Below are 11400 nucleotides of genomic sequence, written 5' to 3'. Positions count from 1 at the left end.
CCAGCACACCTTCCCCAGCCAGCTCCCCCTCCCTCTGCTGAGGGCCAAGCTGGAGACGCTCACCCGGCAAATAGAAGCGGCGCTGGGCCGGCGGCCGGTATCGTTCCGCGCCGGCCGCTTCGGCATGCACGCCCCCCTGGCCGGCCTGTTGGTCGAGCAGGGCTATCGGGTGGACTCATCGGTCACGCCCGGCCTCTCCTGGCACCGGCTGGGCGGGCCAGATTTCACCACCGCGCCCCTGGAGCCATACCATCCCGACGAGGCGGACATCTGCCGGCCGGGGAGGCTGGCGCTATGGGAGATTCCGCTGACCATGGTATACACCCGGCAGATCTTCCATCGCTGGCCGGCGCTGGCGCGCCGGTACGGCCGGCTGAATGCTTCCCTGGCCGGCCGGTTGATGCGGCTGACCTGGCCCGGCCCCCAGCCGCTCTGGCTGCGGCCCAGCCCCCGCCGCGACGAGCGTCATCTCCTGCGCGTGTGGCAGGAAGCGGCGCGCCTGGGCCTCCCCTTCGGGGTGCTGATGCTCCATTCCAGTGAGCTGATGCCCGGCGGAAGCCCGTACTGGCGCACGCCGGCGGCGGTGGAACGGCTGATCGCCCAACTGGAGCGTTTCTTCACCCTCCTGCGGGAAGCGGGAACGCAGTCCTGCACCCTGGCCGAGGCCGGCGCCCTGCTGGATGAGGGGGCGTAAGATGAGCATGCGCATCCTGGGGCTTGCGCAGGTACCGCTGGGCCGGCACGACGGCGCTTCCGCCCATGTGATCGGCCTGTATTCCGAGCTGGCCCGCTCCGGAGCAGAGGTGCGATGCATCCTGCCGGGCATACTGCCGGCGAGCACACCCCTGCCCTTCCAGACCATTTACGTCCCTACCGGCCGGGACATCCGCAAATGGACCTTCATCTGGCACCTGCTCAGCCCCTGGTGGTTCCTGGGCGCTGTGCTCCGCTATCGTCCGCAGGTGGTATATCTGCGCGGGCATCTGCTCCTGCCCCATCTGGTGCTGGCGCGGCTCCTCGGCCGGCCGGCGGCCGTGGAGGTCAACGAGGACAAGTCGGGCGAGCTGGAATGGCAGGGGGAATGGCGCCGGCGGCTGGCGCGCCTGAACCGCATCATCGAACGATGGTCCTATCGGTTGGCGTGGCGGCTCCTGCCGGTGACCCCCCAACTGCGCGACCTGCTGGTGCACGAGCACGGCGTGGAGCCGGCGCGCTGTCGGGTGGTGTCCAACGGCCTCGACCCAGCGGTCTTCTTCCCGCGGCCCAAAGAGGAGGCGAAACGCTATTTGGGGCTGGATGCACGCCGGCGCTACATCGCCTTCGTCTCCCAGCTCACGCCGCGGCACAGCCTGGACCTGTTGGCGCAGGGGTTTGCGGAGCTGGCCGGCCAGGTGCCGGACGTGGACCTGCTGGTGGTCGGCGAGGGGGTGGCCCGGCCGCAGATGATGCGCTGGTGCGAGGAACTGGGCATCGGCGCACGCGTCATCTTCGCCGGCGAGGTGCCGGCGGAGCGCGCCGCATGGTACATTGCCGCGGCGGAGTGCGGCGTGGCCCAACTGCGCGCCGACCGCAACGCCCGGCGCGTCGGCGCCAGCCCGCTCAAGCTGTGGGCCTATCTGGGCTGTGCGCGGCCGGTGCTGGCCGGCCAGGTGCCCAACCTGGCGGAGATCATCCGGGAATGGGACTGCGGGCTGATCATCGAGGAGGAAACGCCGGCGGCCTTCGCCGCGGCGGCACGCTATTTGCTGGAGCATCCGGACAAGGCGGAGGAGATGGGCCAGCGGGGATATGCCGGCGCGTTGGCCGGCTATACCTGGCACGCCGTAGCCCAGAAGACCCTCGCCATCTTCGAGGAGGCGCTCCATGCCGCGTAAGGTCCTGCACGTCATCGCCTCTTTGCGGGTCGGCGGCGCCCAATCGGTGCTGGCTTACCTCCTGCGGCAGTGGCGCGGCCAATCCCGCTATCAGTTTGCCGTCGCCGCAGTCCTGCCCGGCGGCCAGTTCATGCCCATGATCGAGGCCATGGGCATGCCGGTCTACGAGCTGGGCGTCTCCGTGCCCTATGACCTGCGCGCCGTTTGGCGCCTGCGGGACGTCCTACAGCGCGAACAGCCGGACATCATCCACTGCCACCTGTTTTACGCCAACCTTTACGCCGCGCTGGCCAACCGCATGGGACGCCGCCGGCCCCTCATCTACACCGAGCACAGCATCTGGAACCGCCGGCGCGGAATGGCCATTATGCGGCCGTTCGACCGCTGGCTGGCGAAGCAGTTCGACCATGTGGTGGCGGTGGCGGAAATTGCGAAGGCGCGCTTCGTGGACTGGACGGGATATGACCCGGGGCGGGTCACGGTCATCCCCAACGGCATCGCCGTCGAGGATTTCCCGCCGGTGGTGGATGTGCCGGCCCAGCGGGCGGCCTGGGGGCTTTCCCCCGACGATTTCGCCTTCGTCACGGTCGGCCGGCTGGCCCCGCCCAAGGGCCTGCCCCATCTGCTGCGGGCGGCGCGCCTGCTGGCCGACGCCGGCCGGCGCTTCCGCCTGCTCATCGTCGGCGACGGGCCCCTGCGCCCGGCGCTGGAGGAGCTGGCCGGCGCGCTGGAGCTGACCCCCTGGGTGACCTTCTTCGGGGCGCGCTCCGATGCGCCGGTGCTGATGACGGCCAGCGACGCCTTCGTGCTGGCGTCGAAATGGGAGGCCCTGCCCATGGCCCTGCTGGAGGCCATGGCCTGTTACAAGCCGGCCGTCGTCACGCGGGTCGGCGCCATCCCCGAGGTGGTGCGCCATGGGGAAGAGGGCCTGCTGGTGCCGCCGGCCGACCCGAACGCGCTGGCCCACGCCATGGCCCTGCTGATGGACATGCCGGCGGACGAGCGCCGGCGTCTGGGCCTGCAGGCCCGCCGGCGGGTGGAAGAAGCGTACCACATCCGACAGACCGCCGAGCGTCTGCTGGACCTCTACGACCAGTTTTGAGGGAACGCACACCATGCGCATCGCCCATGTCGCCACCGTGGACATCACCCTGAAGGCGCTGTTACTGCCGCAGGTGCGCTATTTGCTGGCGCGCGGCCATGAGGTGGAGATGATCGCCAGCGCCGGCCCTCACACCCCGGCACTGCGTCAGGCCGGCTTCGTGGTGCACAATGTCTCCATCTCGCGCCGCATCGAGCCATGGCGCGACCTGCGCTCCGCCATCGAACTGGCGCGCCTGTTCCGCCGCCGGCGCTATGACCTGGTGCACACGCACACCTCCAAGGCCGGCTTCGTCGGGCGGCTGGCAGGGCGTCTGGCCGGCGTGCCGGTGGTCGCCCACACGGCGCACGGCTTCTTCTTCCATGAGAACATGCCGCCCCTCCAGCGCCGGCTCTTCGAAGGGTTGGAACGCCTGGCCGCCGGCTGGACGGACCTGCTTTTCCTGCAGAGCCGTGAGGATTACGAGTACGTGCTGGCCAGCGGCATGATGCCGCCGGCGCGCGTTCGCTACCTGGGCAACGGCATTGACCTGAGCGCGTTCGACATCACACGCTGGGACCGGCCCTGGGAGCGCCAGTTTCTGCGCCAGACATTCTTCGGCGACGGGGATTACATTGTCGCCCTCATGGTCGCCTTTATGATCGAGCGCAAGGGCCATATCTACCTGCTCCGGGCGCTGGAAAAGATGGGGGAGGAGCGCGAGCGCCTGCGCGTCCTGCTGGTGGGAGACGGGCCGCTGGAGGAATCCCTGCGGGGATTCGTGCGGGACGCCGGCCTGGAACGCCATGTGGTCTTTGCCGGCTATCGCGAGGATATTCCCCGCCTGCTGGCCGGCGCCGATATATACGTCCTGCCCTCCCTCTCCGAAGGCATGCCGCGCTCCATCCTGGAGGCCATGGCCATGGAACTGCCGGTCATCGCCTCCGATATCCGCGGCTGTCGCGAGCTGGTGGTGGACGGCGAGACCGGCCTGCTGGTGCCGCCGGCGGACGCCGGCGCGCTGGCGGAGGCCCTGCGCCGGCTGGCCGGCGACGCGGATCTGCGGCGCAGGATGGGGGAGGCCGGCCGACAGCGCGTCCAACAGGAATTCGACGAGCGGCTGGTCTTTCAGCGCCTGGAAGAGGGCTACCGAGATATCCTGCAGGCGAAGGGATTGTGGAAATGACGGAAATGCGCGAGGGCGAATACATCGTCACCATGGACAACGTGCCGGTGCGCGCCGCCGGCGGAGCGGCCGGCCGGCTCGTCAAGGCCATCTTTGACCGCATCCTGGCGTTCATCGGCCTGCTCATCCTCCTGCCGCTGTTCGCGCTCATCGCTCTGCTGATCCGGCTGGATTCGCCCGGGCCGGTCTTCTTCCGCCAGATGCGCGTCGGCAAGGACGGCCGGCTCTTCCGCATCTATAAGTTCCGCACCATGGTGGTGAACGCCGAGCAAATCGGTCTGGGGGTACACACACGCGCGGATGACCCCCGCATCACCCGAGTCGGCAGGCTCCTGCGCAAGCTCAGCCTGGATGAACTGCCCCAGCTCATCAACATCCTGAAGGGCGAGATGAGCTTTGTCGGGCCGCGCCCCACCCTGCCGTACCAGGTACTGCGCTATACCCCCCGGCAGAAGGGCCGTCTGCTGGTCCTGCCGGGGGTGACCGGCTGGGCCCAGATTCACGGCCGCAAGTCCTTGACCTGGCCCGAGCGCATCGAGTATGATATATGGTACGTGGAGCACTGGTCCCTCTGGCTGGACCTGGTCATCCTCCTGCGGACCCTGCCGGCCGTCCTCACGGCGCGCGGCGTGGACGATGCCGGCATTGGCGATGAGATATCCCGGCTGGAGCCGGCCGAGACCCCTTCGGACGACGGGAAGGTATGAGCAAGGTGATTCTGCTGGGCGCCGGCGGATTGGCGCGCGAGGTCCTGGACGGCATTGAGGCCTGTCAGCGCGCCGGCCAGGATATCCAACCTATCGGCTACATCGACGCGGATACCGCGCTGTGGGGGCAGGAGATCGACGATCTCCCTGTGCTGGGCGGGCTGGATTGGTTCGATGAGGCGCCCGGCCGGCGGGATATCCCTCTCATCGCCGCCATCGGTGCCCCGCGCAGCCGCCGGCATATGGTCCAGGAAGCGCTCCGCCGCGGCCTGCATTTCACCTCGCTGGTCCACCCGGCCGTCCACCTTTCCTCCCGGGCACGGTTGGGCCTGGGAGTGGTGATCCTGGCCGGCTGTGTGGTGGAAAACCGCGCCAGCATCGGGGATTTTACCGTTATCAACAACCTGTGCTTCATCGGACATGATGTCCAGCTCGGCGCATACTGCACGCTGGCCCCGGGCGCCCTCCTCGCCGGCGGAAGCCGGCTCGGTGATGGAGTGGATTTCGGCATCGGCGCAGCCACCCGTCAGGGCGTGACCATCGGGAGCGGCGCGGTCATCGGCGGACAGGCGATGATCGTGGAGGATGTGCCGGCCAACGCGGTGGTCGTCGGTGTGCCGGGGCGCGTCCTGCGCTTTTTCACGCCGGCCTGGGAAGAGGAATGACCGCACCTGCCGGTGCTCGCGCAGTTACCAGAAAGGAAGTGACAAATGAACGGACGCAGTGACCTTGTTCGGCGTGGATTGCTGGCAGTGGGCGTCGCTGTCCTGCTGGTCCTGGCAGTCTTGCTCGCCGTATGGGGCATGCCGGCCGGCCAGCTTTCCGGACCCCCGGCCGAGGAAGCCCCCCTCACCCCGCCGCGCCTGCCGGCCGTGCCACCGCCGTCGGGAGGGATGGCGCCGGCATCGTTCCACGAGATCTACGTGGCTGAGACATACAACCGGGTATATGGCACTGTTGGCGCCCGCGCCGCGGTGTCCATGCAGTTGCTGGACCCGGCCAAACAGGAAAAGGGCCATGATCTGGTGGATGCCGACGGCAAGGGATTCTTCCAGGGCGCCTTTTACGCCGGCGGCATCAAGGGGACCGGTGCACAGCCGGCCGACATCCGCGCCGGCGACGAGGTGCTCATCACCACCGGCGCAGAGACCTTCCGCGCCGTGGTCCCGCCCATGACCACCACCCTCGATATCCCCACGGACCGGGTCCTCGGCACCGCACTGCCCTATACGCAGGTGTTCGTCACAGTGCAGGGACAACAGCTCACGCTGACCTCCAATTTCGCCGGCGCCTACAGCGTCAGCTTCGCCGGCCGCGTGGATATCCTGCCGGCGGATATGGCGCGCGTCATCTTCGCCGCCGGCGACCTCTGGATGGAAAAGAACGCCTTTGCCCCGGGGCCCAAGGTTCGCCCGCAGTATGATGAGGTGGTCGGGTATGATGCGCCCGGCCTCATCGTCGAGGGCGCGCTGTACTCCGCGGCCGGCGAGCTGAAGGGCCTGGCCAGCGCCACCACGAACCTCACGGACGGCGGCTACATCCTCATCTTCGGGGAAGGGACGCCGGCGGACATCATCCCCGGCGATCGGGTAGTGGTCACCACCACGCAGGCTGTCACGGCGCCGGTGCTGGCCCTGGACGCCAGCGTGAACCTCGCAACGGACACGGTCAGCGGACATGCGCCTGCCGGCCGGCGCGTGCGCGTCGTCGTCAGCCACCCCGGGCCGGCCGGCGTGGAGTGGTACGTGCGGCACGCCACGGCCGACACCGCCGGCAGTTTCCGCATCACCTTCGGCGATATCGTGGACCTGCAGGCCGGCGACGAGCTTTGGGTCGCCGTCGGCGACAATTTCAGCGCCACTGAGATATATGTCCGCCCGCGGCACGTGCTGGTGGACCAATACTACGACCGGGTGGAGGGTGCCGCGGATCCCGGCGAGGAACTGCGGGTGGCACTGCTGGACGCCGCCGGCGCCTTGCTGGAGGAGCGCGCCGTCCTGGCCCACGAGAACACCGGCAGTTTCGAGACGTATTTCGATCACGACGTCATGCCTGGCCAGAGGGTGCGCGTCGCCGGCCAGACCGTCACCACTACCGTAGAGGTGCTGGATTTCACCGCCCAAGTGGAGATTGACACCGATCGGCTCCTCGTACATGGGCCACCCTCCGCCCGGCTGTACGGCTGGTACTCCACCCAGCAGGCGGAGAGCGTCTATCTGAACTTCCAGACGGACGCCGCCGGCGATGCCGAGATACTCCTGACGGACTATGACCTGCGCGACGGCGATGACGGTTCGTTATACTACACGGATGCCAACGGCAATATCAACTACTTCAAGTTCCGCCAACCGGCGCTGGCCGCCAACACCCGCCAGGGGCGCGTGCTGAGCTGGTTCGACCGCAACAGCGACGCGACCCTCTCCCTCTACGACGGGAGCGGGGCCTTGAAAGAAAGCACGAACGTGCACGCCAACCCCGCCGGCTTCGCGGATTGGTGGCCGGCCAGCGGACTGCGCGACGGCGATTTGGTCGTCATCGAGTGCTGTCGCGGCCGGCGGGCGGAACTGCGGCTCACGCCGCTTTCAGCCCGCGCCGACCCCACCCAGAACCTGCTGACCGGCCAGGCGCCGGCCTCCAGCGTGGTGCTGGCCGAGATCATCCGCCGCGATCCCTTCACTGGCGAGGAAACCCTGTACCAGAAATCGGCGCAGGCCGACGCCGGCGGCGCCTATGGCGTGCCCTTTGATGATATCGTCCGCATACGCGCCGGCGACCGCTTCCGCGTCTGGTGGCAGAACGCCGACGGCGATTGGATGCTCGTGGACCATTACGCCGCGCAGATCACCATCAACCAGACCGAAAGCGCCGTTTACGGCGTGGGGCTGGACTACAGCGCGCCCGTGACCATCACCCTGCATGGCCCCGACGGCACGCTGAAGGCGACAAAGATGGCCCTGGCGGACCGCTACAGCTACCTGCCCTGGACGGTTCTGCCGGCCCAAGTGCTGTTCGGCGACCGCGTGCGCCTTTCCGACGGCCGACAGACCATCGAAATCCCGGTGGACGCGCTCTCGGTGGACATTGACCCGCTCGGCGACCGCCTGACCACCCATGGGCTTCCGAACGCCGAGCTGTCCATCTGGGTGGAGCACCCGCCGGAGCTGGGGAACTGGGATAAACGCGCCGGCCAGAGCGACGCCGCCGGCATCTTCACCATGGACTACGCCGGCAGTCTGGACCTACAGCCTGGCGACCGCGTCTTGGTGGAACAGAGCAATCCCGCCGGCCACCGCATCGGCATCCTGCAGTCCGCCCTGCGCCTCGCCGTCCATCAGACCTATGACAACGCGGAGCTGTGGACGGAACCCGGCCGGCTCGTCACCATGACCCTGCGCTCCGCCGCCGGCGCGGTCAAGGAGGTCAAGACCGTGGCGGCCAACCCAGCGAACGGGCGCGTCTTCCGCGCCGAAGGGCAGTTCGGCGCGGATATCTGGCCCGGCGACGTGTTGGAGGCAGATAACGGCCGGCTCGTCATCCAGGTGCCCATCGCCCCTATCCATGCACTGCTGGATATCCCGGGGAATCGCGTCGCCGGCATCGTGCCGCCGGCACGGCCGGTGCGCCTCGATTTCCACATCGGGCCGGCGACGTACACCGTCTACGGCTGGAGCGATGACGCCGGCGCCTTCGCCGTCGGGCCGGGTGCCGGGCGAATCCTGTCCGCCGGCGATTCCGCTGACGTATGGTACATTGACGAACAGGGACAGCGGGTCGGGGTATGGGCCTTCGCCGTGACCCAGGTGCTCTTCCCGCTGATACAGCCATGACGGAGGGGCTTCGATGACGCGTATCGGGCTGGCCGGCCTGCTGGCCTGCATCGCCCTGGCCGGCCTGTGGGCCTGCCAGCCCATCTGGCCGCCGGCCACTCCCACTCCGCCGGCGCCCCCGACGTCCCCGGGCCAGCCCACCGTCACGCCGGCGCCGGCCGATTTCCTGTACCTGGGCGCGTACGGCGTCGCGCCGGCCGCTCTGCCGAGGGCCGCGGCGGCCGGCGTGCGCGTGGTGGCCATGCCGCCGGCGGAACTGCAAGCCACCCTCGCCTACATGGACGCCGCCCACGCCCTCGGCCTGCGCGTCCGGGTTTCCCTCTCCCCATCGTTCCTGAACGCCAAAGAGGAAGATATCGCCGCGTATCTCGGGCCGCTGGCGTCCCATCCCGCGCTACAGCTCTGGTACCTGCCGGAAGAGCCCAAAAGCGCCTCCGACCATGGGCGCTGGAAGCGGCTGTATGAGCTGGTGAAGAAGCACGACGCCGGCCGCCATCCCATCGGGGTATACCTGGCCGAGGGAGCGACAGAGGAGTACTTCGCCGGCTGGACCGATATCTGCGACCTCATCTTTGCCGGCGCCTATCCCGAATACTACCGCATCCCCCGCGCCGCCCTCTACACCCGGGTGCACAATGCCGGCCTGGCCGCTCAGCGCGCCGGCAAAGGGGTCATCGCCGTGCCGCAGTTCTTCGACGCCGAGGCGTTCCAGGATGGGGATACCGCCGGCACGTACGCCGGCCACCCCGACGCGACCGCCGTGCGCGCCGACGCCTATACCGCCCTCATCGCCGGCGCCAGCGGCATTGACTGGTACTCCCTGGAATATGCCCTGCCTTATCCGGACATGCTCGCGGCCTGGGAAGGGGCGATTGCCGAACTGCGGACGTTGGAGCCGGCGCTCCTTCATCCGCTGGCGGAGGCGCCGTTCGCATGGCGCATCACCCGCGGGCCGCAGAGCGTTCCCAGCTTCGGGAGAGTGCGGGAGCCGGCATTGGCCGCCCGCGCCTATGAGGACGAGGCCGCGCGCTACCTGCTGGCGGTGAACCTGGCCGATGAGGAGCTGGAGGCGGTCTTCCAGGGAGTGCCGGCGTCCCAGACCAGGCTCACCGTCGTGTTCGAGGAGCGGGAGATCGAACTGCGAGACGGTTCCTGGAGCGATGTGTTCGCACCCCATCAAGTGCACGTCTATCGGATACTGCAGGAGCAGAAGCCATGATGCCGGCCGACGCAGTTGCGCTCTATATCCCCGCCGACCATCCCATCGCGCCGGAGATCCGCTATGCGCTGGATGCCCTCCTGCGCGCCGCCGGCATCCCCTATCACTGGTGCGCCGAATGGCCCCCCGCCGGCGCACCACCGGCGAGCATCGCCTATCTCCCTGTGCCCCCGGACGAACTGCCGGCCGGCGCGCTGGTCATCCGCGCCGACCCGACCGCGGCGGAGATCCGGCGCCGGGCCGGCGCCGGCCAACCCCCGCCCCCTGCCTACATCTCCCATGCCGGCCGGCGCTGGCCGCTCCCCTTCGGCGGGCCGGCGGAATGGGATGCCTCGGTTTGGCTCGCACAGGCCCGCCGCGAACGATGCCTCATCCTGCCGGCAGACCTGCCGGCGGCCGCCTTCTGGGTGCTCAGCCGATGGGAGGAGTACGCGGAGGGCGGGCGCGACGATTGGGGCCGCTTCCGCTATGCCGCCTCCTGGTTCGCCGGCTGTGCCGAAGATATGCACGTGGTGGACGGGTACATGATGCTCCTGCGGGATATGCTGGAGGGGCTGGCCGGCGGAAAACTGCCGCGCCGGCCGGTCTGGCCCGGCGGCGCGCCCTTCGCCTTCTGCGTCACGCACGACATTGACTCCCTGTGCAAATGGCGCCCGCGGCGCATCGTCGGGGAGCTGGGATACCTGCGCCAGGCCTGGCGGGTGGGCGGGCCGGCCGGTGCCCTGCGCCGGCTGAACGAGACCCTGCACGGCCTCCGAGAGAGGCCCAATCCCCACGACAACGTGCTGGAGCTGGCGGAGCGCGAGCGGGAGGCCGGCATCCGCGCCACTTACTTTTTCCTGGCCGACCATGCCCATCCGCAGGACGGCGGCTACCGGTTGAGGCCGAAGGGCCGGCCGGCCGATATCGTGCGGCGCACGGCGGAGCTGGGCCATGAGGTGGCACTGCATGGGAGCTTTCTCACCCTGGGCGATCCACCGCGCCTGGAGAGGGAGCGGCGCATGCTGGAGGAAATCGTCGGGCCGGTCGCCGGCCAGCGCCACCACTTCCTACGCTTCGATATCCCGGCATCCTGGGAGATGTGCGCCGCGCAGGGCTTTGTCTATGACTCGTCGCTGGGCTTCGCCGAGCGGGAGGGGGGCCGCGCCGGCTTCTCCTTCCCCTTTTTCCCCTATGACTTTCGCCGGGGCCGGCCCTATCCCTGCCTGGAGATTCCACTGACGCTGATGGACGCCGCGCTGTACGCCTATCGGGGGCTTTCCGCGGCGGAGGCCCGGAAAGCGGCGGAGGCCCTGCTGGCGCATGTCGCCGGCGTCGGCGGATGCTTCACCCTGCTGTGGCACAACGCCACCCTTGACGAGGCGGATCTGCCTGGCTGGGGCACGCTGTTCTGGGAGATCGTGGAGATGGCGCGGGCGCGCCGGCCGTGGATCGCGCCACTGCGCGAGGTGGCCGGCTGGTGGCGGGAGCAGGCGCCGCCGGTGGAGTAGGGGCGCAGCGACGCTG

General features: G+C 69.0%; 9 protein-coding genes. All 9 read left to right on the top strand.

Features of this window, described 5'->3' with window-relative positions:
- Positions 1 to 694: hypothetical protein (locus tag H5T60_06485; GenBank protein ID MBC7242075.1), on the top strand; the 694-nt coding region annotated here is incomplete at its 5' end.
- A 1-nt stretch (position 695) separates the two neighbouring features.
- On the top strand, positions 696 to 1874 hold the full coding sequence (locus tag H5T60_06480; protein ID MBC7242074.1) for a glycosyltransferase: 1179 nt from the start codon (positions 696 to 698) through the stop codon (positions 1872 to 1874).
- The gene (locus H5T60_06475; GenBank protein MBC7242073.1) at positions 1864 to 2976 is read left to right on the top strand and encodes a glycosyltransferase; all 1113 of its coding nucleotides are present in this window, start codon (positions 1864 to 1866) and stop codon (positions 2974 to 2976) included. The genes H5T60_06480 and H5T60_06475 overlap by 11 nt, the downstream gene beginning before the upstream one ends.
- A 13-nt stretch (positions 2977 to 2989) precedes the next feature.
- Positions 2990 to 4141, top strand: a complete 1152-nt coding sequence (locus H5T60_06470) for a glycosyltransferase family 4 protein (GenBank protein ID MBC7242072.1) — start codon at positions 2990 to 2992, stop codon at positions 4139 to 4141.
- Positions 4142 to 4173: 32 nt separating this feature from the next.
- Positions 4174 to 4848 carry a sugar transferase gene (locus H5T60_06465; protein MBC7242071.1) on the top strand — a complete coding sequence of 225 codons (675 nt, stop codon included), beginning with the start codon at positions 4174 to 4176 and terminating at the stop codon, positions 4846 to 4848.
- Entirely contained in the window at positions 4845 to 5513 is a 669-nt protein-coding gene (locus tag H5T60_06460; GenBank protein MBC7242070.1) for an acetyltransferase, read from the top strand. The genes H5T60_06465 and H5T60_06460 overlap by 4 nt, the downstream gene beginning before the upstream one ends.
- Positions 5514 to 5558: 45 nt before the next feature.
- A complete protein-coding gene (locus tag H5T60_06455; protein ID MBC7242069.1) occupies positions 5559 to 8675 on the top strand; it encodes a hypothetical protein in 3117 nt (1038 codons plus the stop codon).
- Positions 8676 to 8688: 13 nt separating this feature from the next.
- A complete protein-coding gene (locus H5T60_06450) occupies positions 8689 to 9894 on the top strand; it encodes a hypothetical protein (protein ID MBC7242068.1) in 1206 nt (401 codons plus the stop codon).
- The gene (locus H5T60_06445) at positions 9891 to 11384 is read left to right on the top strand and encodes a polysaccharide deacetylase family protein (protein MBC7242067.1); all 1494 of its coding nucleotides are present in this window, start codon (positions 9891 to 9893) and stop codon (positions 11382 to 11384) included. The genes H5T60_06450 and H5T60_06445 overlap by 4 nt, the downstream gene beginning before the upstream one ends.
- The last annotated feature ends 16 nt before the right edge of the window (positions 11385 to 11400 follow it).

The organism is Anaerolineae bacterium (assembly GCA_014360855.1).
Lineage (GTDB): Bacteria > Chloroflexota > Anaerolineae > JACIWP01 > JACIWP01 > JACIWP01.
The sequence above is the reverse complement of the archived record's forward strand: the minus strand, read 5'-3'. Positions and strand labels throughout refer to the sequence as shown.